Annotated in this window: 22 protein-coding genes; 17 read left to right on the top strand and 5 right to left on the bottom strand. The window is 67.6% G+C overall.

Annotated elements, in window-relative coordinates:
• Window positions 1–179: 179 nt before the first annotated feature.
• Window positions 180–614, bottom strand: coding sequence for a hypothetical protein (locus GLA29479_RS14240; protein WP_144436526.1), 435 nt, complete (start codon window positions 612–614; stop codon window positions 180–182).
• Here GLA29479_RS14240 and GLA29479_RS14235 point away from each other — a divergent pair.
• The 11 genes from GLA29479_RS14235 to GLA29479_RS14185 all read left to right on the top strand — a co-directional run bounded on the left by GLA29479_RS14235 (window position 588) and on the right by GLA29479_RS14185 (window position 12,681).
• Complete coding sequence (locus GLA29479_RS14235) at window positions 588–2,423, top strand: CIA30 family protein (protein WP_169795666.1); 1,836 nt, start codon at window positions 588–590, stop codon at window positions 2,421–2,423. The genes GLA29479_RS14240 and GLA29479_RS14235 overlap by 27 nt on opposite strands.
• Window positions 2,424–2,503: 80 nt before the next feature.
• Window positions 2,504–3,691 (top strand): sensor histidine kinase, encoded by a 1,188-nt coding sequence (locus tag GLA29479_RS14230; RefSeq protein ID WP_057917404.1) that lies wholly within the window; start codon window positions 2,504–2,506, stop codon window positions 3,689–3,691.
• Window positions 3,688–4,290: a response regulator transcription factor gene (locus GLA29479_RS14225; protein WP_057971978.1), complete on the top strand. Its 603-nt coding sequence runs from the start codon at window positions 3,688–3,690 to the stop codon at window positions 4,288–4,290. Before GLA29479_RS14230 ends, GLA29479_RS14225 begins: the two co-directional genes overlap by 4 nt.
• 391 nt (window positions 4,291–4,681) lie before the next feature.
• Window positions 4,682–5,740, top strand: a complete 1,059-nt coding sequence (gene queA, locus GLA29479_RS14220; RefSeq protein ID WP_057917405.1) for a tRNA preQ1(34) S-adenosylmethionine ribosyltransferase-isomerase QueA — start codon at window positions 4,682–4,684, stop codon at window positions 5,738–5,740.
• A gap of 152 nt (window positions 5,741–5,892) precedes the next feature.
• Window positions 5,893–6,999, top strand: coding sequence for a tRNA guanosine(34) transglycosylase Tgt (tgt, locus tag GLA29479_RS14215; protein ID WP_031372942.1), 1,107 nt, complete (start codon window positions 5,893–5,895; stop codon window positions 6,997–6,999).
• 254 nt (window positions 7,000–7,253) lie between these two features.
• Window positions 7,254–7,604, top strand: coding sequence for a preprotein translocase subunit YajC (gene yajC / locus GLA29479_RS14210; protein WP_031372943.1), 351 nt, complete (start codon window positions 7,254–7,256; stop codon window positions 7,602–7,604).
• A gap of 63 nt (window positions 7,605–7,667) precedes the next feature.
• A complete protein-coding gene (secD, locus tag GLA29479_RS14205) occupies window positions 7,668–9,530 on the top strand; it encodes a protein translocase subunit SecD (protein WP_057917406.1) in 1,863 nt (620 codons plus the stop codon).
• A 15-nt stretch (window positions 9,531–9,545) separates the two neighbouring features.
• Window positions 9,546–10,511, top strand: a complete 966-nt coding sequence (secF, locus tag GLA29479_RS14200) for a protein translocase subunit SecF (RefSeq protein WP_057917407.1) — start codon at window positions 9,546–9,548, stop codon at window positions 10,509–10,511.
• Between the two features lie 379 nt (window positions 10,512–10,890).
• Window positions 10,891–11,325, top strand: coding sequence for a hypothetical protein (locus GLA29479_RS14195; RefSeq protein ID WP_057971977.1), 435 nt, complete (start codon window positions 10,891–10,893; stop codon window positions 11,323–11,325).
• Between the two features lie 151 nt (window positions 11,326–11,476).
• Window positions 11,477–11,764: a hypothetical protein gene (locus GLA29479_RS14190; protein WP_144436525.1), complete on the top strand. Its 288-nt coding sequence runs from the start codon at window positions 11,477–11,479 to the stop codon at window positions 11,762–11,764.
• A 62-nt stretch (window positions 11,765–11,826) separates the two neighbouring features.
• The gene (locus GLA29479_RS14185) at window positions 11,827–12,681 is read left to right on the top strand and encodes a class I SAM-dependent methyltransferase (protein WP_057971975.1); all 855 of its coding nucleotides are present in this window, start codon (window positions 11,827–11,829) and stop codon (window positions 12,679–12,681) included.
• A 306-nt stretch (window positions 12,682–12,987) separates the two neighbouring features.
• Here the strand turns inward: GLA29479_RS14185 and GLA29479_RS14180 are convergent, their stop codons facing one another.
• Window positions 12,988–13,806 (bottom strand): inositol monophosphatase family protein, encoded by an 819-nt coding sequence (locus GLA29479_RS14180; protein WP_031372947.1) that lies wholly within the window; start codon window positions 13,804–13,806, stop codon window positions 12,988–12,990.
• 95 nt (window positions 13,807–13,901) lie between these two features.
• Between GLA29479_RS14180 and GLA29479_RS14175 the strand changes: the two genes are divergently transcribed.
• The 3 genes from GLA29479_RS14175 to GLA29479_RS14165 all read left to right on the top strand — a co-directional run bounded on the left by GLA29479_RS14175 (window position 13,902) and on the right by GLA29479_RS14165 (window position 18,017).
• The gene (locus GLA29479_RS14175; protein ID WP_082638678.1) at window positions 13,902–14,780 is read left to right on the top strand and encodes an RNA methyltransferase; all 879 of its coding nucleotides are present in this window, start codon (window positions 13,902–13,904) and stop codon (window positions 14,778–14,780) included.
• 211 nt (window positions 14,781–14,991) lie between these two features.
• Complete coding sequence (locus tag GLA29479_RS14170) at window positions 14,992–15,885, top strand: phosphate/phosphite/phosphonate ABC transporter substrate-binding protein (RefSeq protein WP_248842736.1); 894 nt, start codon at window positions 14,992–14,994, stop codon at window positions 15,883–15,885.
• Complete coding sequence (locus GLA29479_RS14165; RefSeq protein WP_057917411.1) at window positions 15,882–18,017, top strand: putative bifunctional diguanylate cyclase/phosphodiesterase; 2,136 nt, start codon at window positions 15,882–15,884, stop codon at window positions 18,015–18,017. Before GLA29479_RS14170 ends, GLA29479_RS14165 begins: the two co-directional genes overlap by 4 nt.
• Window positions 18,018–18,103: 86 nt before the next feature.
• Here GLA29479_RS14165 and GLA29479_RS14160 read toward each other — a convergent pair whose 3' ends face one another.
• Entirely contained in the window at window positions 18,104–18,799 is a 696-nt protein-coding gene (locus GLA29479_RS14160) for an exopolysaccharide biosynthesis protein (RefSeq protein WP_057917412.1), read from the bottom strand.
• Window positions 18,783–20,123 carry a hemolysin family protein gene (locus tag GLA29479_RS14155; RefSeq protein WP_057971974.1) on the bottom strand — a complete coding sequence of 447 codons (1,341 nt, stop codon included), beginning with the start codon at window positions 20,121–20,123 and terminating at the stop codon, window positions 18,783–18,785. The genes GLA29479_RS14160 and GLA29479_RS14155 overlap by 17 nt, the downstream gene beginning before the upstream one ends.
• Window positions 20,124–20,476: 353 nt before the next feature.
• Between GLA29479_RS14155 and GLA29479_RS14150 the strand changes: the two genes are divergently transcribed.
• Window positions 20,477–21,103, top strand: coding sequence for a DUF47 domain-containing protein (locus tag GLA29479_RS14150; protein WP_031372953.1), 627 nt, complete (start codon window positions 20,477–20,479; stop codon window positions 21,101–21,103).
• 10 nt (window positions 21,104–21,113) lie between these two features.
• A complete protein-coding gene (locus GLA29479_RS14145) occupies window positions 21,114–22,241 on the top strand; it encodes an inorganic phosphate transporter (protein WP_057917414.1) in 1,128 nt (375 codons plus the stop codon).
• A 268-nt stretch (window positions 22,242–22,509) separates the two neighbouring features.
• Here the strand turns inward: GLA29479_RS14145 and GLA29479_RS14140 are convergent, their stop codons facing one another.
• Window positions 22,510–22,917 carry a hypothetical protein gene (locus tag GLA29479_RS14140; RefSeq protein WP_031372955.1) on the bottom strand — a complete coding sequence of 136 codons (408 nt, stop codon included), beginning with the start codon at window positions 22,915–22,917 and terminating at the stop codon, window positions 22,510–22,512.
• A 38-nt stretch (window positions 22,918–22,955) separates the two neighbouring features.
• Here GLA29479_RS14140 and GLA29479_RS14135 point away from each other — a divergent pair, with 38 nt between their 5' ends.
• Window positions 22,956–23,291, top strand: coding sequence for an MGMT family protein (locus GLA29479_RS14135; protein WP_057917415.1), 336 nt, complete (start codon window positions 22,956–22,958; stop codon window positions 23,289–23,291).
• Window positions 23,292–23,375: the final 84 nt, after the last annotated feature.

Below are 23,375 nucleotides of genomic sequence, written 5' to 3'. Positions count from 1 at the left end.
GAAGGCTTCATCACATGGGAGACCGGTCCGCCTTCATGGCTGGACCCTCGCAGTTGCAGCGGCATTGCCGCCAAGCGCCATCTCTCACACCCATACAACGTAAGGAACAACGAAAGATCGCAGTCGCGGTGCGCGCAAGAATTTTGCGTGGCGCCGCCGCTTCTCGACGATTTTTCGTTTCAATTCAATAATTTATGCGAGTTTATCATGTCCGGACCTTGCCGATAACCCCCACCGCCCGGCCGGGCCTGCGGGCGGGCGTGACGCTTGTCACCGGCGATGAATGATCTCGCCCACTGCCCCGGCGAGCGCCCGAGGACGACAGTGAGCGCACCTTCCGGAAGCCCGTGGAGCCAGCCGATGAGCGCGATCCATCCCTTCCATGGCGTCGTCGCCGCGACCGCAAGGCGGTCCGCGGGCGGCTCGGTTCCGGCCGCGGCCATGGCAGCCGTCGTGTTGACCGGCGCGCCGGCCCGGCCTTGGCCGCGTTGCTTGCCCTTGTTGCGATCGCCGGCGGCCTTGGCCGCAGGCGTCGTCGCATCTTCCGATGACCGCGCCGCGGCCATCGCCACCGAATGGAGCAGAACATGAAGATGGAAAAATCGTCCGCGCATACCCAAGCCGTCGGCCTGTTGCTCGGCGCGTTGCTGGGGTCGGGCGCGGCGGTCGCCGCCGATGGCGCAGGCGCGCCGGCCGCGACCGCCACGAAGGCGACGCTGCCGGCGGCGTCGTTCGCGATCCGTCAGGTCCGCGTGTTCGACGGCGAGCGCGTGCTGCCCTCGGCGACGGTGCTGGTGCGCGACGGCCTGATCGCCGAAGTCGGCGCGGGCGTGGCGGTGCCGGCCGGCGTGCCGGTGGTCGACGGCAACGGCGCGACCTTGCTGCCGGGCCTGATCGATTCGCACGTCCACGCCTGGGGCGAGGCGCGCAGCGACGCCCTGCGTTTCGGCGTGACCACCGAGCTGGACATGTTCAGCGACCACCGCGGCCTGGCGGCGGCGCGCGCCGAACGCGAAAGCCGCGGCAAGACCGGCAAAGCCGACCTGTGGTCGGCCGGCACCCTGGTCACCGCCAAGGGCGGGCACGGCACCCAGTACGGCGTGCCGATCGCGACGCTCGACGATCCGGCGCAGGCGCAGGCCTTCGTCGACGCGCGCATCGCCGAAGGCTCGGACTACATCAAGCTGGTGCTGGAGCCCTTGCTCGACGCCAGCGGCAAGGCGCGCATGAATACCTTGTCGGAGGCCTCGCTGCGCGCCGCGGTCAAGGCCGCGCACGCGCGCAAGCGCCTGGCGGTGGTGCACGTGTCGCAGGCATCCGATGCCGCCTTGGCGATCGATGCCGGCGCCGACGGCCTGGTGCATATCAACGGCGATGTGATCGACGACCCGAAGCTCGTCGCCGCGATCAAGCAGCGCAAGGCCTTCGTGGTGCCGACCCTGACGGTGATGTCGTCGATCTACGGTCTTGAGGGTTCCGCACGCAAGCGCGTCGCCGGCGACGAGCGGCTGACGCCGTACCTGCGGCCGCAGCAGAAAGACCAACTGGCGGCGAGCTTTCCCAGCGGGTTCTTGAACGAAGAGAAATTCAACAACTCCCTGGAGAACGTGCGCCGCCTGCACGAGGCCGGGGTGACCCTGCTCGCCGGTACCGACAGCGGTAATCCCGGCACCACCCACGGCGCCAGCGAACACGGCGAGCTCGAACTGCTGGTGCAGGCCGGGCTGAGCCCGGTGCAGGCCTTGAATGCGGCCACCGCCGCGCCCGCGCGCAGCTTCGGTCTCGACGACCGCGGCCGCATCGCCAGCGGCCTGCGCGCCGATCTGGTGCTGGTCGACGGCGACCCGACCACCGACATCACCGCCACCCGCGCGATCCGTTCGATCTGGAAGAACGGCTATCCGGTCGACCGCGCGGTCGCTACCGCGCTGCCGATGCTCAAGCCGGGCAAGGTCGCCTTGTTCGAAGGCGGCAAGCCGAGCGCGAGTTGGGTCGCCTCCAACGATCGTTATATCGGCGGTAAGTCGAACTCGCGGCTGGAAGCGGTCGCCGACGGCGACAAGGCGCCCACGCTCGCGGCCAGGGGCGAGGTGGTCGCCGGCATCGCCCAGCCTTGGGGCGGGCTGATGTTCGTGCCGGGTCCGGAGCCGCTGGCTTCGGTCGATGCGCGCGCGGTCAGCGAGTTCAAGCTGAGGGTGCGCGGCGACGGTCGCAAACTCACGCTGATGGTGTTCTCCGGCACCGACATGCGCCGCCCGCCGGGCATCCAGCAGCTCGAAGTCGGTGTGCAGTGGCAGGACGTGCGGGTGCCCCTGGCGACGATGACGGGCGTCGACCTGGCCAACCTGCGCGGCATCGTGCTGGGCGCCGGCGGCGAGCCGGGCCCGTTCGCGTTCGAGATCGAAGCGGTCGAACTCCGTTAAAGTCCGCTACGCCGATGCGGCCCGGACCGGCGCCGGACCGCATCGCCACCGAGGTCTTGCCGACCTGAAGGAGCTCGACCATGCGCTTGCCGCCGCCCACGATGGATGCCCAAGACAACCTGCTCGGTTGGCACCTGGCTTCGTTGTTGTATCTGAGTTTCGTGTTCATCCCGCTGTTCTTCTGGCCGCGGGTGCCGTGGTGGGTGGTGACCGCGGCGGTGACCTCGGTGGTGTTGTTCCTGCCGCTGTACTGGGCTTTCTACCGCAGCAGCTCCAAGTTGCGCCTGTGGCTGCTGCTCGCGGTGGCCTGCATCGGTTATGCGGTGATCCCGTTCGGCGGAGGGGGCGGCACCTACCTGATCTTCGCCTCCGGCATGATCGCCAGCCTGCTGCCGCTGGGGCGCGGCATCGCCTTGGCGGCCGTGCTGTTCGCGCTGCTCGGCGTCGAGTTCATGCTGCTGGTGCCGAAGGAAGCGATGCCGCTGTCGACCTTCCTGATCAATCTGCTGGTCGGCGCGATCGTGTTCGCCGGCGTGGTTGCCGCGCGCAACCGCGAACGCCGCCATGCCGAGCTTCGCCTGACCCAGGACGAAGTGAAGCGCCTGGCCAGCCTGGCCGAACGCGAACGCATCGGCCGCGATCTGCACGATCTGCTCGGCCACACGTTGTCGGTGGTGGTGTTGAAATCGCAGCTCGCCTCGCGCCTGCTCGAACACGACACCGCCGCCGCGCACGCCCAGATCAACGAAGTCGAACGGGTCGCGCGCGAAGCCCTGACCCAGGTCCGCGAAGCCGTCGCCGGCATCCGCGCCAACGGCCTGCAGGCCGAACTCGCGGCGGCGCGGCTGGCCCTGCTGAGCGGCGAGATCAGCCTCGACCATAAGCTGGCGACCATCGACATCCCGCTCAACATCGAAGCCGCGCTGGCCCTGGCCCTGCGCGAATCGGTGACCAACGTGATGCGGCATGCGCGCGCGCGCCGGGTCGACGTCGAGCTGACCCAGGACCCGCGCGGCGGCATCGTGCTGCGGATCGCCGACGACGGCCGCGGCGGTGTGTCCAGCGAAGGCCACGGCCTGACCGGCATGCGCGAACGCTTGCGCGCGGTCGGCGGCACCGTCGAGATCGAAAGCCCGAACGGCGCCGGCACGCGCCTGAGCCTGCTGGTGCCGCGCGAGGCGTTGGTCGTCGCCCGCCGCCTGGCCGCGCCGGCGGCAAATTCCGCACCGGCGGCGACGCCGGCCCTGCTCGAACGAGGTATCGCATGATTCGTCTGTTGCTCGCCGAAGATCAGGCCCTGGTGCGCGGCGCGCTGGCGGCGCTGTTGAACCTGGAACCCGACATCGAGGTCGTCGCCGAAGCCGGCGACGGCGCGGCGGCCTGGGAAGCGGTCAAGCGCGTCCAGCCCGACCTGATCATGACCGACATCGAAATGCCGGGCATGACCGGCATCGACCTGGCCATGCGCGTGCGCGATTCCGGCATGTCGACCCGGGTGGTGATCGTCACCACCTTCGGCCGCGCCGGTTACCTGCGCCGGGCGATGGACGCCGGCGTGCGCGGCTACCTGCTCAAGGACGCCCCGGCCGGGCAACTGGCCGGAGCCCTGCGCCAGGTGCACCGCGGCGGCCGCGCGATCGACCCGCAGCTCGCGGTTGCGGCCTGGAGCGACGAAGACCCGCTGACCGAGCGCGAGCGCCAGGTCCTGCGCCTGGCCGGCGAAGGCCTGTCGACCGCCGAGATCGGCGAGCGCCTGCACCTGAGCCAGGGCACCGTGCGCAATTACCTGTCCGAAGCGATCGGCAAGCTCGACAGTAGCAACCGCATCGAAGCCTATCGCCGCGCCCGGCAGAACGGCTGGTTGTAAGGCCCCGGCGCTTACGCGCCATGGATTCCGGCCCGAAGCCTGAGCCGTTCCCGGTCCAGACCCTGTGCTGTTCCCCCTTTGGAGAGGGGGCAGGGGGATTTCCCGCCAGTTCGCCAGACACGACTGGCTCCTTTCGGGAAAGTCTGTGCAGCCCCACCCGAAGCCGGGCCGTTCCCCTTTTGAAAAGGGAGCAGAGGGGATTCGCCCCCAGGTCGCCAGACCCCGCCAAGCTCGCTTTTTGCCGATCCCGCCCCATACCCGGGATAATGGCCCCTCTTCGAAACCTCGCCTGACCGACGTCGGCGCCCGGTTTCGTCCCGTCCCTCAGCGCAGCCGGTTTTCGCCGGCTTCGGTCGCTACGGCGCTTCGCGCTTAATTACTTCGGTTCCCTTTGAAGAAGAACGACTTCCATTACGAACTGCCGCCCGAGCTGATCGCCCAGGCGCCCTTGGCCGAGCGTTCCGCCAGCCGCCTGCTGGTGGTGCCGCCGGCGCCGGCGCCGCGCGAGGACCGCGTGTTCCGCGAGCTGCCGCAGTTGCTGCAGCCCGGCGACTTGCTGGTGTTCAACGACACCCGGGTGATCCCGGCGCGTCTGTTCGGCCAGAAGAGCACCGGCGGCCGGGTCGAGATCCTGATCGAGCGCCTGCTCGGCGGCATGGAGGCGCGCGCCCAGATCGGCGTCAGCAAATCGCCGAAGGCCGGCGCGCGCATCGCCCTCGACGCCGGTGGCGAAGCCGAGGTGCTGGATCGCGAGGGCGAGTTCTATCGCCTGCGCTTCCACGTGCCCGAGTCGCTCGAACAGTGGTTGCTGCATGCCGGCCGCCTGCCGTTGCCGCCGTACATCCAGCGCGAGCCCGGCAGCGACGACCAGGAGCGCTACCAGACCGTATTCGCGCGCGAAGTCGGCGCGGTGGCGGCGCCGACCGCCGGCCTGCATTTCGACGACGCCCTGCTGGCGCAGCTGCGCGAGCGCGGCGTCGAGTTCGGCCACGTCACCTTGCACGTCGGCGCCGGCACCTTCCAGCCGGTGCGCGCCGAGAGCCTCGACCAGCACGTCATGCACAGCGAGTGGCTCAACGTCGGTGCAGGCCTGGTCGAACAGATCCGCCGTACCCGCGCCGCCGGCGGCCGGGTGATCGCGGTCGGCACGACCGTGGTGCGCGCGCTGGAAAGCGCGATCCGCCACCACAGCGGCGTCGCGGGCGAGGAAAGCGAGTTGCAGCCGTTCGCCGGCGAGACACGCTTGTTCATCCTGCCCGGTTATCGCATCCGCTCGGTCGACGGCCTGATCACCAACTTCCATCTGCCGGAGAGCACCTTGCTGATGCTGGTCTCGGCCTTCGCCGGCAAGGACGCGGTGTTCGCCGCCTACGAGCACGCGATCCGCGAGCGCTATCGCTTCTTCTCCTACGGGGACGCCATGCTGCTGTGGCCAACCGCAGAGGTGTAGCCCCCGCCGCAACACCCCGAAGCCAAGACCCCACAGGCGTCCTTCCAGCTTCCGCGGACCGCCCAGCAAAGCGAAAGCCCAGCTCGGATGCCCCACACGAATCTTCCCCCACGCATCGCCCCATGCGTCCCACTCGATAAAGGAATACGCGCATGAGCCGCATGTCCTTCCAACTGCTCGGTCAAGACGGCGCCGCGCGCCGCGGCCGCCTGACCTTTCCGCGCGGCACGGTCGAAACACCGGCCTTCATGCCCGTAGGCACCTACGGCTCGGTCAAGGGCATCATGCCCGAGCACGTGCGCGACCTCGGCGCCGAGATCATCCTCGGCAACACCTTTCATCTGTATCTGCGCCCCGGCCTGGACGTGATCGGCGATCACGGCGGCCTGCACGGCTTCGCCCGCTGGAACGGCCCGATCCTGACCGACTCCGGCGGCTTCCAGGTGTTCTCGCTCGCGCACCGGCGCAAGATCACCGAGCAGGGCGTGACCTTCGCCTCGCCGGTCGACGGCAGCAAGGTCTTCCTCGGCCCGGAAGAGAGCATGAACATCCAGCGCGTGCTGGATTCGGACATCGTGATGATCTTCGACGAGTGCACGCCGTATCCGGCCACCGTCGAGGTGGCGCGCAAGTCGATGGAGCTGAGCCTGCGTTGGGCCGAGCGCTCCAAGAAAGCCCATGAAGGCAACGATGCGGCCTTGTTCGGCATCGTCCAGGGCGGCGTTCATCACGAGCTGCGCACCCAGTCGGCGGCCGGCCTGAAGGGGCTGGGCTTCGACGGCTATGCGATCGGCGGCCTCGCCGTCGGCGAGCCCGAGGCCGAGCGCAACGAGATGCTCGAACACACCTGCCCGCAGCTGCCCGAGGACCGTCCGCGCTATCTGATGGGCGTCGGTCGTCCCGAGGACCTGGTCGAATCGGTCGCGCGCGGCGTCGACATGTTCGATTGCGTGATGCCGACCCGCAACGCCCGCAACGGCCACTACTTCACCCCGAGCGGCACCGTGCGCGTGCGCAACGCCAAGTACGAGCGCGACCTGCGCCCGATCGAAGAGGGCTGCGACTGCTACGCCTGCAGCAACGGTTTCAGCCGCGCCTACCTGCGCCACCTGGACCGCTGCAACGAGATGCTCGGGCCGATGCTGGGCACCCTGCACAACCTGCGCTACTACCAGCGCCTGATGGCGCAGATGCGCGAGGCGATCGAGCAGGGAACCTTTACCGCCTTCCGGGAGTCTTTCTACGCCGCACGCGCCTAGAGAGGCCGGCTCGCGCCGGGGTGCTCCGCGGCGCCGGCCTCCGGGAGTTCCAGGCCCCGCGCCCGTCGGGCCCCGGGTGCCGGCGGTTCCGGGCGCGTGAACAGGTGGGACCGGCTGCGAAGCGGACGGGGCAGGGCCCCGGACGTCCTGGCGCCCACCGATAAAGCGTGCGCTGCAGCTCATTTGGGCCCCGGCCTTGACTCCAACCCAGCCGTGGCATAATCCCCGGCTATTTTTCGTTCCAGGACATTCCGATGAATCTGCTCGACCTCCTGATCGCCCCCGCTTACGCCCAGCCCGCTGGCGCGCCCGCTCCGGGCGGCTTTCTCGGCAGCGCCGGCGGCTTCGTCCTGCCGCTGATCCTGATCGGCGTCATGTACTTCCTGATCTTCCGTCCGCAGATGAAGCGCGCCAAGGAACACCGCGGCATGCTCGAAAAGCTGGCCAAGGGCGACGAAGTGCTGACCAACGGCGGCATCGCCGGCACCGTGACCGACATCGGCGAGAACTTCATCACCGTCGAAATCGCCGCCAACGTGCGCATCCGCGTGCAGAAGGGCGCGATCGCCAACGTGTTGCCCAAGGGCACCTTGAAGTCGGCCTGAGCCGACGCCACGCCTTTATTTACATAGACGCGGCGGCCGGGGAGGCCGTCGCAGGGGTTCTCGATGCTGACCTTCGCGCGCTGGAAATACTTCGCCATCCTGGTCGTACTGATCTTCAGCGTGATTTATGCGCTGCCGAACGCTTATCCGCAGGATCCGTCCGTACAGATCTCCGCGGCCCGGCCGACCGGCACCCAGGTCGATGCCACCTTGGCCAAGCGCGTCGAAGGCATCCTCGCCAAGGCGCAGATTTCCTCGAAGTCGATCCTGGTCGAGAACCAGGGCAACCTGATGGTGCGCCTGACCGACACCGACCTGCAGACCCGCGCCGCCGACCTGCTGCGTCCGCAGCTCGGCAGCGAATATGTGGTGGCCCTGAGCCTGGCCCCGACCGTGCCGGACTGGCTGCAGGCGTTCGGCGCCAAGCCGATGCCGCGCGGCCTCGACTTGCAGGGCGGCGTCCACTTCACCATGCAGGTCGACCAGGACGCCGCGCTCAACAAGCGCCTTGAGGCCTACGTCGAAGACGTGCGTTCGACCCTGCGCGACAGCAGCGTCTCCTACACCTCGGTGGTGCGTCGCGGCAACGAGGCCATCGTCGCCACGCTCGCCGCCGGCGCGAATGCCGACAAGGCGCAGAAGCAGTTGCGCACGGCCTTCCCGACCCTGACCCAGAGCCTCGACGGCCAGACCCTGACCCTGGAGATTCCGCAGTCGGAGCTGCAGCGCATCTCGCTCGACGCGATCGAGCAGAACCTGACCACCTTGCGCAACCGCATCAACGCCTTCGGCGTCGCCGAGCCGGTGATCCAGCGCCAGGGCACCGACCGCATCGTGATCCAGCTGCCGGGCCTGCAGGACACCGCCGAAGCCAAGCGCCGCATCGGCGCCACCGCGACCCTCGAATTCCGCGCCGTGGTCGGCGACGAAGCCACCGCCGCGGCCGCCGTGCGCGACCGCAACGTGCCGCCGGACGCGCGCGTCTATTACAACGAAGCCAAGCAACCGCTGCTGCTCTCCAAGCGCCTGCTGGTTTCGGGCGACCAGCTGGTCAACGCGATTCCGAGCAACGACCAGCAGGGCCAGCCGAGCGTCAGCATCACGCTCAACGCCATCGGCGGCCAGCGCATGCTCAACCACACCCTGGAAAACGTCGGCAAGCGCCTGGGCATCGTCTACGTCGAACAGATCCCGATCACCCAGATCGTCGACGGCAAGGAAGTGCGCACCACCCGTTCGGAAGAGCGCGTGATCAGCTCCTCGACCATCCAGGGCGTGTTCGGCAAGGATTTCCAGACCACCGGCCTGAGCCGCGACGAAGCCAACAGCCTGGCCCGCGACCTCAAGTCCGGCGCCCTGGCCGCGCCGATGACCTTCGTCGAAGAGCGCGTGGTCGGCCCGAGCCTCGGCGCCGAGAACGTCAAGCGCGGCACCACCGCGGTGATGTTCTCCTTCATCTTCGCGCTGAGCTTCTTCCTGATCTATTACCGCATGTTCGGCCTGATCACCTGTCTGGCCCTGCTGCTCAACCTGCTGATGGTGGTCGCGGTGATGTCGCTGCCGATCGTCGGCGCGACCATGAGCCTGCCCGGCTTCGCCGGCCTGGCGCTGTCGGTCGGCATGTCGGTCGACGCCAACGTGCTCATCAACGAACGAATCCGGGAAGAGCTGCGAGCGGGCATGCCGCCGCAAACCGCGATCGCCACCGGTTACGACAAGGCCTCGGGCACGATCTTCGACTCCAACATGACCGCGTTGCTGGCGGGCCTGGCGTTGTTGATGTTCGGTACCGGCCCGCTCAAGGGCTTCGCGATCACCATGATCGTCGGCATCCTGACCTCGGTGTTCACCGCCGTGACCGTGTCGCGCGGCATCGCCACGCTGATCTACGGCAAGCGCCGCAAGCTCAAGTCCATCGCGATCTGACGGGAGAACCCAGACATGAAGATTTTCCCGCTGACCCTGCTGCCCAACGACGCCAACATCAACTTCATGAAGTTGCGTTGGGTGTCGATCGCGGTCGCCGCCCTGATCATGTTCGTCGCCATCGGCGCCATGTTCACCCGCAACTTCAACTTCGCCCTCGACTTCACCGGCGGCAACCTGGTCGAGGTGCACCTGGACAAGGCGATACCGCTGGACCAGGTGCGCGAGCGGCTGGCCGTCGACGGTTACGACAGCGCCCAGGTCCAGACCTACGGCTCGGGCACCGAGTTGTTGATCCGCCTGCAGCCGCGCGAAGGCGACGCCTCCGCGTCGGCCACCGCGCACGCCGCCGCCGCGGTGATGAAGGCGGTGTCGGGCGAAGGCAACAACGCCAAGATCCTGCGCAACGAGTTCGTCGGCCCGCAGGTCGGTAAGGAACTGGCTCTCAACGGCCTGTACGCGCTGATCTTCGTGATCGTCGGCTTCCTGATCTACATCGCGTTCCGCTTCGAATGGAAGTTCGCGGTCGCCGCGATCATCACCACCCTGCACGACGTGATCGTGGTCGCCGGCTGGTTCGCCATCAGCGGCCACGAGTTCGACCTGACCGTGCTGGCCGGCATCCTGTCGGTGATGGGCTACTCGATCAACGACACCATCGTGGTGTTCGACCGCGTCCGCGAGAACTTCCGCTCGATGCGCGCCGATCCGGAGACGATCCTCAACAAGTCGATCAACCAGACCCTGTCGCGTACCGTCATCACCTCGTTCGTGGCCTTCCTGACCGTGGTCGCCCTGTACATCTACGGCGGCGGTTCGCTGCGCGGCATGGCCGAATCGCAGATGCTCGGCATCATCATCGGCACCCTGTCGTCGATCTTCGTCGCCTGCCCGCTGTTGACCCTGGGCATACTGAAGGTCAGCAAGCAGGACTTGCTGCCGAAGGCCAAGGACGAAGCGGCCCTGGCTCGCCGTCCGTAACGGTTCGGTTGTCTGTTTGGAACGAAGAGGCCGCGCATTGCGCGGCCTCTTTTTTTGGGTTTTTCGTCTGCTGTCGGCCTAGGGCTCCGAGGTCGCGATTCTGCCCTGTATTGATCTGGCGATGAGTTTCGACAACGCGGATATCGGGGCTGGCGATGATGGGTCAATTGCTTCATTTGCCCCGGCTCAGTAAATTCTTGGGCACTCGGCTCTCCAGCGATACCGTTCGACAGAAAGGGACTTCATGAAGTTATCGGCCGTCCAGATGGATTCTGCGGCCTCGGCCAGTCCAAAGCAGGGTGAAGCATGGGAATGCCTCGACAGGATGCTGTAGTCGTTACCTCGATATGTGCGAGGCTCGGCTTAAGGGAGGAATGAAATGGCCGATTGGTTGAAGATGCAGGTTCTGTTGATCCATGGCTTCGAGTACAAGGCGGGCATCAAGAAGTTTCCGCTGGTGCTTCAGTTTTCTTCCAATCAGATGGTGGAGATAGCTAAGGAAATTGATGTCGCCACGGTGCTGCTCGAGTCTTTGGAAAACGAGGATATTTATTTCGGGCACCAAAAGTGTGTTTTAAGATTTCCGAGAAAGGCTTTTGTTCTGAATGCCGGCGATGTGCACAAGGTGCATATCGATGTGCTGGAAGATTCGGATGAACACGAGGCCGAAGACGACGCGCTCGCGCACCTGAAAGTATTGATTTCGGGTGCTTACAGGCTGTGGGTCGAGGCGATCGCTTATCGCAAAGTCGATGCTGAGGATTTCGAGCCGGTCGGGGTCAAGTTCGTTGGAGAAATTGAAGTCTTGCCTTGAGTTTTCCCGCGAAAAGATCTCGCATCGACCGTGTCCAGGCAGCGTGTTGCTCGACGAAGACACCGTTGGCGGCGGCTCCAATGCCGGTGGGCGGTGAAGTAGGAACAATGGACTGCCAGCTCCCGCGATTAGCGCGAAGTCGGAGGTTGTCGTGAGTGATTTCGGTATCGAACCAGCCGTGTTGGAAGGCATAAGCCGGGTGCTGGGGCGTGAGCTGTCGGCTTCGGAAAAGGGGCTAGTGCCGTCGTTTTCCGATTTCTTGCCGGCCGACGTCGATGAGTTCGCGCGGCTCGGGCGCGCGAACGGTATCTATGCGATTTCGTATATCAGGTTCAGGATTCGCGAAGGTGTCGGGCTCGGTGCCGTCCATTCCTATTTCATTGATGTCGTCCAAGGCGGAAAGTCGGTCGAGGATTGGATCTCACGGTCGAATCGATGACGTTGGTGACCAACTGAGCAGTATCATGGTTTGATATCGGTGATTGGCAGGGTGTCGTCGGCGTGGAAACCAATCAACAACAGATCAGCGACTGGAACGGTCCGGTCGGCGAGCGCTGGCTGACCTATAACGACTGGCTCGACGAGCGCACCGCCGCTTATGGCCAAGCCGCGTTCTTGGCGGCCGCGCCGCAGGCCGGCGAGGCGGTGCTGGACATCGGCTGCGGGGCGGGGGCGACCTCGTTCGAGTTGGCGCGCGCGGTCGGCTCCGGAGGGCGGGTGGTCGGGGTGGACGTGTCCGAGCCCTTGGTCGGGCGGGCGCGGGAGCGTGGGAAGGCGCTGGGGCTGCCGGTCGAGTTCTGCCTCGCCGATGCCAGCCGGCCGTTGTTCGCGCCGCACAGTTTCGACCTGCTGTATTCGCGCTTCGGGGTGATGTTCTTCGACGATCCGGTGGCGGCGTTCGCGGAGTTGCGCAAGACGCTCAGGCCGGGCGGCCGGCTAGCGTTCGCCTGCTGGAAGGCGCCGGCGGAAAACGATTGGTATGGGCTGCCCTTGCGGGCGATCCGCGGCATCGTCGAGCAGGATGTCGTCGACACCGACGCGCCGGGGCCGTTCGCGTTCAGCGATCCGCAGCGGGTCGTGCGCGTGCTCGGCGAAGCCGGTTTCGAGGCGGTCGAGCTGCGGCCGTTCGAGGCGCCGTTCTATTACGGCCGTGGCGAAACCCGCGAGGCGATGACCGAGGATGCGTTGTCGCAGGTGTTCCGGGTCGGTCCGGTCGCGCGCTTGTTGGCGGCGCAGAGCGAGCAGGTGCGCGAGCGCGCGACGGTTGCGATCCGCGCAGCCTTGGCCGAGATCGCGACCGAACAGGGGATTGCGGTCGGCGGTGCGACCTGGGTGGCGACGGCGCGCGCGCCGTGATTTGGCGCGCGCATCGATAAGGACGCAAGTGCGGGCCCGTCGCTCCTACAGGAAGCTGAGTAACCAAAGGGTAGGAGCGGCGCGAGCTGCGACTGCGGCATTGCGATAACGGCGCAGTGATCTCGAGGTTGCGCGGTCGCGACTTGCGTCGCTCCTACAGGGGAGGGGGCGTCGCCTTCGATTCAGACGCAGCCTTTGTACGTTTACAAGCAGGCCTACGACGAGCACGCTTTCGACGAATCCGCCCGACCACGAAAAACGCCGCGATCTCTCGCGGCGTTTTCGCAGGTCGGTGTCGGCGCGGGCTCAGTCGAACGCGGCCGCATAACCGGTGTTGACGATGCGGTGCTGCAGGGCATCGGCGATCTTGAGGTTGCCGGCGATGATCTGGCGCGGCGCCAGGCCGCGGTTGTCCATCGGCCCGGTCGAGCGGCCCTTGAAGTCGGAGATCTTGCCGCCGGCTTCGCGCACCATCAGCGCGCCCGCGGCGATGTCCCAGGGCTTCACGCCGGCTTCGAAATAAGCGTCGGCGCGGCCGCAGGCGACGTAGGCCAGGTCGAGCGCGGCCGAACCGGTGCGGCGCACGTCCTCGGCATCGACGAGCAGATTGTCCAGGCACTTGAGGTGGGCGCTGGTGCGCGCGCGTTCGCGCGGCGGGAAGCCGGTGATCAGCATCGCGCCGTTGAGGTCTTTGCGCTCGGCGATGCGCACGCGCTTTTCGTTGAGCTGGGTGCCGCTGCCGCGGCTGGTGGTGAACAGGTCGTTGCGCAGCGGGTCGAAGATCACGCCGTGGATCGGTTCGCCGTTCTCGCACAGGGCGATCGACACGCAGAAATGCGGGATGCCGTGCAGGTAGTTGCTGGTGCCGTCGAGCGGGTCGATGACCCAGGTGAAACGGGCCTGGCCGATCGGGCCGCTTTCCTCGCCGAGGATGGCGTAGTCGGGGGTGGCGCGGCGGAATTCCTTGATGATTTCCGCTTCGGCGAGGTTGTCGACCTCGCTCGCGTAGTCCATGCGGTCCTTCTCGACGATGTTCAGCGCATCCAGCCGGTGCATGTGGCGGAGCAACACGTTACCGGCGGCGCGGGCGGCCTTGACCATGAGGGTGACGGCGGGTTTCTGCATGGCGTACGGCCTCGAGCGTGTGAGGTGGGGCAGGACTGACGGGGGTAAAGAGCGGACCGGCGCTTTGGCCGGGGCGGGGAGTTTACCATCTACGCATGAACCCCGATCTCCGCAATGAAGCGGCGCCCCCCGAGGCGCCCGATCCGATCAATTCCCCGGCCGGCTCCCCGAGCCATCCGCAGCCGGACCCGGCCCGCGAGGGCAGCCCCGCAGCCACGGCGCAGGACCCGGCCGCCGCCCACACCCGCATCGTCCTGGTCGGCACCCAGCACCCCGGCAATATCGGCTCGGCGGCGCGGGCGATGAAGACCATGGGCCTGAGCCGGCTGATCCTGGTCGCGCCCGAGAAGGGCCTGGACCGCGACGCCTACGCGATGGCCGCCGGTGCCGACGACCTGCTCGAATCGGCGGTGATCGTGCCCGATCTGGCCACGGCGGTCGCCGACTGCCACCTGGTCCTGGGCTGCACCGCGCGCAGTCGCCGCATCGCCCTGGAAGAACTGGTGCCGCGCGACGCCGCGGCGCGGGTCGACGCGCTGGCCCGCGGCGGCGGCGAAGTCGCGGTGGTGTTCGGCCGCGAGCGCACCGGCCTGGACAACGACGAACTGCAGCTCTGCCACGCCGCCGTGCACATCCCGGCTAACCCCGACTACAGCTCCTTGAACCTCGGCGCGGCGGTGCAGGTGCTCAGCTACGAGCTGCGCATGGCCGCGCTGGCCGCGGCCCAGGCCGGCGGCGGCGCGGAACGGCGCGACCCGCCGGCCTCGCACGCGCAGCTGGAGGGTTTCTTCAGCCAGCTCGGCGAGGCCCTGGACGCGATCGACTTCCACAAGGGCCGCGCGCCCGAGTCGGCCATGCGCAAGCTGCGCCGGCTGTTCCTGCGCGCCGACCTGGACGAGCGCGAAGTGCGTCTGCTGCGCGGCGTGTTGGCCGATGTCGAGCGCATGGCGATGCTGGCCGGGCAGCGCGGCTGAAGCCCGCCGAGCCTGCCGGCGACGGCATCCGTGCCAGCGATTCGGCGGCACGGGCGCGGCAGGCGCCGGCGGCCGGGGCGACTAGGTATCGGTCGGCCCCGGGTTTCGATTACGCTGCGCTGGCAATCCGACCAGGTGAAGGCTGTTGATCGCTAGTACGCGGTTTCTCGGTTTGCTGTTCGGGCTCGTCCTGGCCGGGGCGCTGGCTCCCGTGGCCGTGTCGTCGGCCCACGAGACCGAAAACGGGCACAAGGACGGGGCCGACGCCCACGTCCTGGTGCTGGGCCGCATCAGCGACGACCCCAAGGCCCACTACGAGCAACTCAAGCCCTTGCTGGACTACGTGATTCCGCGCATGGCCGACGTCGGCATCCGCGAGGGCCGCATCCTGATGGCCAAGGACGCCCAGCAGATGGGCAGCTACATGCGCCGCGGCCGGGTCGACTGGGTCACCGAGACCGCCGGCACCGCGGTCCTGCTGCATCAGCGCGCCGATGCCCGGTTGATGCTGTTGACCGAACGCGACGGCGTCAGCCACTACCACAGCGTGTTCTTCGCCCGTCGCGACAGCGGCCTGCGCTCGCTCGACGATCTCAGCGGGCACAACGTCGCCTTCCAGCGCCCGTCCTCGACCAGCGCCTATTTCGTGCCGGCCGCGGCCCTGCTCGAACGCGGTCTGTCGCTGGAGATCCTGCTGTCGCCGACCGACCGCATCAATCGCGGCGCGGTCGGCTATCTGTTCGCGCGCTCGGAACTCAACATCTCGACCTGGGTGCACAAGCGCCTGGTCGATGCCGGGGTGATGAGCAACCTGGATTGGGACAACCCGCGCCGCGTCCCGGATGCGTTCCGCCGCGACCTGGTGGTGATCGGCCGCAGCGAGGAGTACCCGCGCGCGCTCGAACTGGTGCGCGGCGACTTGAACCCGAAGGTCGCCGCCCGCCTGCGCGAAGTGTTGCTGGACGCCGCCGGCGACCCCGATGCCGGCGAGGCCTTGCTGCGTTTCTTCAAGACCACGCGCTTCATGCCGATCGATGCGGCTTCGCAGCGTGCGCTGGACCATATCTCCGACGGCGTCGCACGCGTGCGGGCGGAGGTCGAATGAATCTGCGCGCCGGCTTGCAGGTCAAGTTCTTCGCGATCATGGCGGTGGCCTTCCTGGTCGTGGTGACCCTGATCCTGATGCTGCTCAACCGCCAGGAGCGCATGCAGAGCGAGGTCGTCGGCATCAGCCGCGAAGCGATGCGCGACACCATCGCCGAAAGCCTGAGCCGGCACGGCGAGGGCGAGGTCGCCCAACTCGCCGGTTCGCTGACCAATCCGCTGTACTACTTCGATCTGGACGCGATCGGCGAGCTCGGACGCGCGGCGATGATGAATCCCGGCGTGCGCTACATCATCGTCTACGACAACGAAGGCAACATCGTCCACGACGGCAACGAAGAAATCCCCAGCTACGGCAAGCGCATGGACGATGCGATGGCGGCCAAGATCATCACCGCCCAGGCCTTGTTCACGCAGTGGAGCGAGACCACGCTCGACGTGTCCGCGCCGATCAAGGTCGGTCAGCAACGCCTGGGCGGGGTGCGGGTGGGCTACGACCTCAAGGCCATGCGCGTCTACCAGGACACGGCCCTGGACAAGGTGCGCCAGCGCCTGGAAGACCTCGGCCGCCGCCAGTTGTTCTGGGTCGGCGTGCTCAGCGTCGGCCTGCTCGCGCTCGGCGGGCTGATGCTGTGGCTGATCCAGCGTTGGCTGGTGAACCCGATCCGCGAACTCGCCGACGCCGCCCACACCATCGAGAACGGCCAGTTCGACAGCGCGCCGCCGGCCGCCCACAGCAACGACGAGGTCGGCGACCTGATGCAGGCCTTCGGCCGCATGAGCCAGAGCCTGGCCCGGCACGACCGCGACATCCGCCGCATGGCCTATACCGACGCGCTGACCGGCCTCGCCAATCGGCTCGCGTTCCGCGAAGTGCTGGACCAGCGCTTGCTGCACCTGCGCGGCGATAGCGGGCAACTGGGCCTGTTGTTCGCCGACATCGACGACTTCAAGCGCGTCAACGACACCCTCGGCCACGATGCCGGCGACGAGGTGCTGCTGCAGTTCGCCAACCGCATCCAGGAAACCGTGCAGCGCATCGGCGGCGAACGCGCCTTGCTGGCCCGCTTCGGCGGCGACGAGTTCGTGATCCTGGTCGAGGGCAGCCGCGAACGCAACGGCGAGGCGCGCACCGTCGCGACCCATCTGGCCGAGGTGCTGGTCGGCGAACTCGGCCAGCCGATCGTCGTCCACGACCGCCAGGTGTTCCTGGGCACCTCGATCGGCGTGACCCTGTACCCGGAAGACGCCTCCGGCGCGACCGCGCTGATGAAGAACGGCGACATCGCCATGTACCAGGCCAAGGTCGCCGGCAAGAACTGCTACCGCTTCTACAGCCGGGCGATGGACCAGGCGGTCGAGCGTCGCGTGCATCTGGAACACGAACTGCGCGGCGCCTGGGATCGCGGCGAGTTGAGCCTGGTCTATCAGCCGGTGTTCCGCCTCGCCGACGGCGCGATGGTCGGCGCCGAGGCCTTGCTGCGTTGGAAGCATCCCGAGCAAGGGCTGATCGCGCCGTCGGTGTTCATCGACGTGGCCGAGCAGAGCGGGCTGATCGAGACGCTGGGTCCGCAAGTGCTGCGTGCGGCCTGCGAGGATGCGATCGCCTGGCATCGCGCGCGGCCCGGCGCCGAGCCGCTGTTCGTGTCGGTCAACGTTTCGCCGCGCCAGTTGCGCAGCGGCGACCTGCCGAACGTGGTCGCGGCCTGCCTGCAGGAAACCGGTTTGCCGGCGGCGTATCTGCATCTGGAACTCACCGAGACGGCGGTGATCGGCGACGAGATCCATGCCAGCAGCCTGCTGGCGCGCCTGCGTGCCAGCGGGGTCAAGGTCTGGCTCGACGATTTCGGCACCGGCTTCTCCGGCCTGAGCCATTTGCGCCGGGTGCCGGTCGACGGGGTCAAGATCGACCGCAGTTTCATCGCCGACGTGTTGCGCGACCCGGACGACCTGGCGCTGACCACGGCGATCATCGCCATGGCGCATTCGCTCGGCATCACCGTGGTCGCTGAGGGCGTGGAAAAGGAAGGCCAGTACGCGGTGCTGCGCGAGCGCGGCTGCGATCTCGCCCAGGGCTATTGGCTCGGCCACCCGGTCAATACCGAGGAATTCCTGGCGCTGTTGATGAGCTGAGGCGGCGACCCCGGTGCCGCGGCGTTATCGATGACCCGCGCTACGCCGCCCGACACCCATCGCGGCGCTTCGAGGCAAGCTGCTCTTCAGCCGATCTTGTCCTGCGCCAGTGCGATCCATTCGGCCAGGGCCTGGGCCAGGGTGCCGGACAGAATGCCGAACACCGCCACCGCGATCGAACCGGCGACCCAGGCCACCCCCATGAGTTTGCCGTCGCGTTCGAGCAGCGCGAACGCGAACAACAGCAGCAGGCCGCCGAACAGGAAGTTGGTCAGCGGGATCGGCAGCGACAACAGGATGCCGAGCAGCACCAGCAGCAAACCGGTGAAGGCGTTGGCGGCGCGGTGATCGAGCATGGCCGGCGCGCGCGGGCTGACGATACGCTCCAGGCGGGTCAGCCACGGCGCCAGCAGATTGCGGAACTTGCCCATCGCCTTGCGGTGCGGGCCGCGGCGGGCGATGAAGCCCGGCAGCCACGGCTTGCGCAGGCCGAGCAGCAACTGCAGCCCGACCAGCACCACCAGCGGCCCGCTGATCGCGCCGCCGACGCCCGGGATCGGGATGAAGGCGGGCAGGGTGGACACGAACAGCAGCATGCCGAAGGAGCGGTTGCCGAGCCCGGCGATCACGTCGCCGAACTTGACCACTTCATCCGGATCGCCGGCGACGATGGCATCGAGCAGGGCGCGCGTGCCCGCCTCGTGCGGCTTGTGATCGTGTCGCCGGCCCCGCGACGGCTTGTTGTCTTCGCCGTCGGGGCCGCTGTCAGCCGCTGCTGTCATCGTCGCTGGACTCCGGCGGTTTCGGCAGATGGCGGTGCAGCAGCAGTTTGTCGATGCGCGGCCCGTCGAGGTCGATCACCTCGACCCGCCAACCCAGCCAGCTGAAGTGCTCGCCGACGTGCGGGATGCGGCCGAAGTGGGCGATCACCATGCCGGCGGCAGTGTGGAAATCATGCTCGTCCTCGTCGGGCAGGCGCCCGCCGCCGATCACTTCGCGCAGCTCTTCCACCGGCAGGGCGCCGTCGATCAAGTACGAGCCGTCCTCGCGCTGCACCACCGGGCCGGGCTGGTCGTCGGACTCGGCGGTCTGGATGCGGCCGATCACCGCGCCCATCAGGTCGTTGACCGTGACCAGGCCGGTGACGTCGCCGTACTCGTCGACCACCAGGGCCAGCGACTGCTGTTCCTCGCGGAAGATCTCCAGCAGCTTGAGGGCGTGGGTCGACTCGGACACGAACAAGGCTTCGGTCAGCTGGCCGAACAGGTCGGGCAGGCTGCCGACCCCGAGATTGCGCAGCAGGGTCTTGGCTTCGAGCACGCCCAGCACGTCCTGGTCGCCGCCGCGGTAGACCGGGAAGCGCGAGAACGGCGATTCGCGCATGGCCGCCAGGTTGTCCTCGATGGTCGCGCCGGCGTCGAGCCAGGCGATGCGGGTGCGCGGGGTCATCAGGCTTTCGGCGGTGCGATCGCCCAGGCTGAGCACGCGATTCATCATCTTGCGCTCGTCGGCGTCGATCACGCCCTGCTCGTGGCTTTCCGACACCAACAGGCGGATCTCTTCTTCGCTGATTTCGCTGCGGGCGTCGTCCTTGATGCCGAGCAGGCGCAGCACCAGGCGGTTGATCGCGCCGAGCGCGGCAACCACCGGCTTGGCGAAGCGGGCCAGTCCGGCCAGGACGATCGCCACCGAACTGGCGATCTTTTCCGGATTGGTCAGCGCCAGCCGCTTGGGGATCAGCTCGCCGAAGATGACGCTGGAGGCGGTGATGAGGGTGACCGCGGTACCGATGCCGATGCTGCGCGCGTACTCGGCCGCGCCCGGCAGCACGCCGCTGAGCCAGCCGGCGATGGCCAGGCCGATCGACTCGCCGCCGAAGGTGCCGGTAAGCACGCCGATCGCGGTGATGCCGACCTGCACGGTCGAGAGCAGGTTGTCGGGGTGTTCGGCCAGTTGCAGGGCGACACGGGCGCCGCGGCTGGGGTGGGCGGGGTCTTCGGCCATCTGCTTCAAGCGCAGCTTGCGCGAGGTCATCAGCGCCATCTCCGACAGTGCGAAGAAGGCGTTGACGACGATCAGGGCCATGACGATCAGAAGTTCCAGCATCGGCAATGCCTCCTGTGGCCGGTGGGTTCACGGAAGGAGCGCGCTGCGCGATGGGAGGGGGCCGTCGAGGCGCGGCCGGGCGGCGGTTTTGGGTCGTCGTCCATGGAGAAGGTTTGGGGGGAACACGTACTGTGAGGAGCTGGGGGCCGATCTTAGCAGGCCTTCACGACCGGCCCTCGTGAAAGCCAGGGACGGGGCGGAACGGCAGGATCGGTGCGCGTTTCCAGGTCTTGGGGGCGCCCCGGGCGGCCGTCAAGGTGGGCGCGGGGTCGCCAAACCGTCATAATCGCGCCCGCAAACCCTTCGGCCCGGCGCGGCCGGCACGTATCGGCCCAGCCCAGAGGCACCCCAGCATGTTTTCCCTGCAGACCATTTTCGGCCAAGGCAACCAGTTCTATACCCTGCTGGAGGAGGCCGCCGTCGCCGCCCACGACAGCACCAAGGCCCTGCACGCCATGCTCAAGGAGTCCGACCGCCAGCCGGCGCTGGACGCGTTCAAGCTGGCCCGCCAGCGCGAGCGCGAGACCTCCGACAAGATCAGCCAGGAGCTGGTCGACAGCTTCATCACCCCGATCGAGCGCGAGGACATCGAGTCGCTGAGCTCGGCCCTGTACAAGATCCCCAAGCAGGTCGAGAAGTTCGCCGACCGCTATTCGCTGGCGACCCGCCACCTGGAGCACATCGACTTCGCGCCGCGCGCGGCGATGCTGGAACAGGCCGCCGGGGTGGTGGTGAAGATGGTCCACCAACTGCGCCAGCTCAAGCTGGAGCCGATGAAGGCGCTCAACGACCAACTGCGCGCGCTCGAGAACGAGGCCGACCGGCTGATGCTCGAGCTGTACCGCGACATTTATTCGGGCCAGCTCGACAACCTGCAGATGTTCCTGCTCAAGGAGTTCTTCGAGATCCTGGAAAAGGCGATCGACCGCTGCCGCGAGGCCGGCGTGGTCGCCTACCAGATCGTCCTGAAAAACTCCTGAGGCGCGCGCGATGCTGACGCTCGTCCTGGTGGTGATAGTCGCGGCTCTGATCTTCGAGTACGTCAACGGCTTCCACGACACCGCCAATTCCATCGCGACCGTGGTCGCGACCAAGGTGCTGTCGCCGATGCAGGCGGTGATCCTGGCCGCGTCGACCAATCTGATCGGCGCCCTGTGGGGCACGGCGGTCGCCAAGACCATCGCCTCGGGCCTGATCGACGCCGGCGTGGTCGAGGTCGGCTCGCAGCTGATCCTGTGCGCGCTGCTCGGCGGCATCATCTGGAACCTGATCACCTGGTGGCTGGGCCTGCCGTCCTCGTCCTCGCACGCCTTGATCGGCGGCCTGTGCGGCGCGGCGATCGCCGCGGCCTCGAACGACTGGCACGCGGTGGTCTGGTCGCACCCGGCCGAGCCGATCTGGAAGAGCGCCGGCGTGCTGTGGAAGGTGATCGTGCCGATGTTCACCTCGCCGGTGCTGGGCTTCACCGCCGGCTTCCTGGTGATGGGCGTGCTGTTCGCGATCATCTCGTTCATGGCGCGCAGCGGCGGCGTGCTGGCGCGGATCGCGCGGCCGCGCTGGGTCAACAGTTTCTTCGGCAAGGCGCAGTTGGTCAGCGCCGCCGGCATGGGCTTCGCCCACGGCATGAACGATGCGCAGAAAACCATGGGCATCATCGCCCTGGCGCTGATGAGCGCGCAGCAGGCCGGTACGCTCGATAATCTGCCGGCGTGGCTGGCGTTCCTGCATCCCTCGCCGAACGCGATCGCCCACAACGACATCGACACCTGGATCAAGCTGACCTGCGCGGTGGTGATGGCCGCCGGTACCGCCGCCGGCGGCTGGCGCATCATCAAGACCCTTGGCCATAAGCTGGTCAAGCTGCACCCGATCCACGGCTTCGCCGCCGAGACCAGCGCCGCCTCGGTGATCATGTTCGCGTCCTCGCTGGGCATTCCGGTGTCGACCACCCACAACATCTCCGCCGCGATCATGGGCGTGGGCACGGCCAAGCGTTTCAACTCGATCAAGTGGACCGTGGTCGAGAAGATGATCTGGGCCTGGATCCTGACCATCCCGGCCGCCGGCGGCATCGCCTATGCGCTGTTCGAGACGATGCGGTTCTTCGGTTGGATCTGAGTCGCGCCGGCCGCGCGATGCGGCCGCTCAGCGCATAACAAAAGGCCCGCTGCGATGCGGGCCTTTTTGTTGCGGGGTTGGTCGGTCGCGCATGCCTTGCGGGTGGCGCCGTCGGTGCGGTCGCGGCTCGCGCCGCTCCTGCCCGGAAGCTGCGTCGCAAAGGGTAGGAGCGGCGCGAGCCGCGACCGTGAACCTCAGCGACTGCGTCGGCCCGAAGCCTCGACCGCGATCGCCCCGGATGTGAGCGATCGGAAACCCAAGCGACGCCTTACAGCAGATCGCCGTCCGCCGACAGCACGCGTTCCATGCGGTCGCCCACGCCGCCGATCTCCATCACCAGGCGCTGCAGCTCGGCGGCATCCAGGGTTTCGGCGGGGCGGTTCTCGCACAGCTGCAGATAGGGCACGCCGTCGAGGTCGCCGATGGCCAGGTAACCGACGTGGCTTTCCCAGTTGAAGGCGAGGGCGCGGCGCGCGTCCAGACCGGTGGTCGGAGCGATCGCGGTGCTCACGCGCACGAACGGACGGCCGTCGTCGTCTTCCAACTCGGACAGGAAGATCGCCTGATGGCGAGTGCCCTGTTCGAGCGAGAGCTCGATGCAGATCACGTTTTCGTCGTGGACGGTGAGGTGGAACCCGGCTCGGGTCAGATGGGTACGGATCTGTTCGAAATGCATGGGCGACTCCTGCGCGTTGCAGGGCATATGCTACCGCGATGGACAGCGAAACTGCCGCAAAACGCATCCGGGCCGCGATCCGCGCCATTCCCAAGGGCGAAGTGGCGGGCTACGGCGAGGTCGCGCGCCGCGCCGGACTGCCCGGACGGGCCCGTCTGGTCGCGCGCCTGCTCAGCGAGAACGACGACGCCAAACTGCCCTGGCATCGGGTGCTGCGTTCGGACGGGCGCATCGCGCTGCCGGAAGGCTCGGCCGGTTATCGCGAGCAGTGCCAGCGCCTGCGCGCCGAAGGCATCACGGTGGTGAACGGGCGCGTGCGCGGTCAGCGCGCCGCGCCGACGCTGGATTCGCAGATCTGGGGCCCGGCCGACTGAACGCAGCCTGCGCGCGGGCCGCGCCTCGAAGCGATGCTCACGGTGCGACGCCGGGGCAGCGGCTACCATAGCGCCCGATTCGAG

This window comes from Lysobacter antibioticus, assembly GCF_001442535.1.
GTDB lineage: Bacteria > Pseudomonadota > Gammaproteobacteria > Xanthomonadales > Xanthomonadaceae > Lysobacter > Lysobacter antibioticus.
The sequence above is the reverse complement of the archived record's forward strand: the minus strand, read 5'-3'. Positions and strand labels throughout refer to the sequence as shown.

Coding starts and splice junctions, on each gene's coding strand:
- GLA29479_RS14225 (WP_057971978.1), top strand. CDS start 3,688: ATGATTCGTCTGTTGCTCGCCGAAGATCAGGCCCTGGTGCGCGGCGCG.
- secF (WP_057917407.1), top strand. CDS start 9,546: ATGAAGATTTTCCCGCTGACCCTGCTGCCCAACGACGCCAACATCAAC.
- GLA29479_RS14145 (WP_057917414.1), top strand. CDS start 21,114: ATGCTGACGCTCGTCCTGGTGGTGATAGTCGCGGCTCTGATCTTCGAG.
- GLA29479_RS14165 (WP_057917411.1), top strand. CDS start 15,882: ATGAATCTGCGCGCCGGCTTGCAGGTCAAGTTCTTCGCGATCATGGCG.
- GLA29479_RS14230 (WP_057917404.1), top strand. CDS start 2,504: ATGCGCTTGCCGCCGCCCACGATGGATGCCCAAGACAACCTGCTCGGT.
- secD (WP_057917406.1), top strand. CDS start 7,668: ATGCTGACCTTCGCGCGCTGGAAATACTTCGCCATCCTGGTCGTACTG.
- GLA29479_RS14240 (WP_144436526.1), bottom strand. CDS start 614: ATGCGCGGACGATTTTTCCATCTTCATGTTCTGCTCCATTCGGTGGCG.
- GLA29479_RS14155 (WP_057971974.1), bottom strand. CDS start 20,123: ATGCTGGAACTTCTGATCGTCATGGCCCTGATCGTCGTCAACGCCTTC.
- GLA29479_RS14150 (WP_031372953.1), top strand. CDS start 20,477: ATGTTTTCCCTGCAGACCATTTTCGGCCAAGGCAACCAGTTCTATACC.
- GLA29479_RS14180 (WP_031372947.1), bottom strand. CDS start 13,806: ATGCAGAAACCCGCCGTCACCCTCATGGTCAAGGCCGCCCGCGCCGCC.
- GLA29479_RS14175 (WP_082638678.1), top strand. CDS start 13,902: ATGAACCCCGATCTCCGCAATGAAGCGGCGCCCCCCGAGGCGCCCGAT.
- GLA29479_RS14235 (WP_169795666.1), top strand. CDS start 588: ATGAAGATGGAAAAATCGTCCGCGCATACCCAAGCCGTCGGCCTGTTG.
- GLA29479_RS14195 (WP_057971977.1), top strand. CDS start 10,891: ATGGCCGATTGGTTGAAGATGCAGGTTCTGTTGATCCATGGCTTCGAG.
- GLA29479_RS14160 (WP_057917412.1), bottom strand. CDS start 18,799: ATGACAGCAGCGGCTGACAGCGGCCCCGACGGCGAAGACAACAAGCCG.
- GLA29479_RS14140 (WP_031372955.1), bottom strand. CDS start 22,917: ATGCATTTCGAACAGATCCGTACCCATCTGACCCGAGCCGGGTTCCAC.
- tgt (WP_031372942.1), top strand. CDS start 5,893: ATGAGCCGCATGTCCTTCCAACTGCTCGGTCAAGACGGCGCCGCGCGC.
- GLA29479_RS14135 (WP_057917415.1), top strand. CDS start 22,956: ATGGACAGCGAAACTGCCGCAAAACGCATCCGGGCCGCGATCCGCGCC.
- yajC (WP_031372943.1), top strand. CDS start 7,254: ATGAATCTGCTCGACCTCCTGATCGCCCCCGCTTACGCCCAGCCCGCT.